This window comes from Terribacillus saccharophilus (assembly GCF_002272745.1).
Classification (GTDB): Bacteria; Bacillota; Bacilli; order Bacillales; family Amphibacillaceae; genus Terribacillus; species Terribacillus saccharophilus_B.
On the sequence record NZ_NPBD01000031.1, the window covers coordinates 1 to 392 of the forward strand.

The 392-nt window shown below is 49.0% G+C and carries 4 tRNA genes; all 4 read right to left on the reverse strand.

Annotated elements, in window-relative coordinates:
* Nucleotide 1: 1 nt before the first annotated feature.
* Nucleotides 2–76: transfer RNA gene (locus CHH58_RS18080), tRNA-Gly, on the reverse strand.
* A 21-nt stretch (nt 77–97) separates the two neighbouring features.
* Nucleotides 98–177: transfer RNA gene (locus CHH58_RS18085), tRNA-Leu, on the reverse strand.
* Nucleotides 178–212: 35 nt separating this feature from the next.
* Nucleotides 213–285: transfer RNA gene (locus tag CHH58_RS18090), tRNA-Lys, on the reverse strand.
* Nucleotides 286–312: 27 nt separating this feature from the next.
* Nucleotides 313–386: transfer RNA gene (locus tag CHH58_RS18095), tRNA-Gln, on the reverse strand.
* Nucleotides 387–392: the final 6 nt, after the last annotated feature.

The following is a 392-nucleotide window of genomic DNA, read 5'->3' on the forward strand; positions in this document are numbered from 1 at the left end:
ATGGAGCGGAAGACGGGATTTGAACCCGCGACCCCCACCTTGGCAAGGTGGTGTTCTACCACTGAACTACTTCCGCTCAGCAGTAAAGTAATGATGATGCGGGTGGAGGGACTTGAACCCCCACGCCGAAGCACTAGATCCTAAGTCTAGCGTGTCTGCCAATTCCACCACACCCGCGTAATAGAAACAGTTACTGGAACTGATCTATAAAGTGAGCCATGAAGGACTCGAACCTTCGACCCTCTGATTAAAAGTCAGATGCTCTACCAACTGAGCTAATGGCTCAAAAACATTCTATTGAAAAGAAGTAAATGGCTGGGCTAGCTGGATTCGAACCAACGATCACGGGACCAAAACCCGTTGCCTTACCGCTTGGCTATAGCCCAATAAAT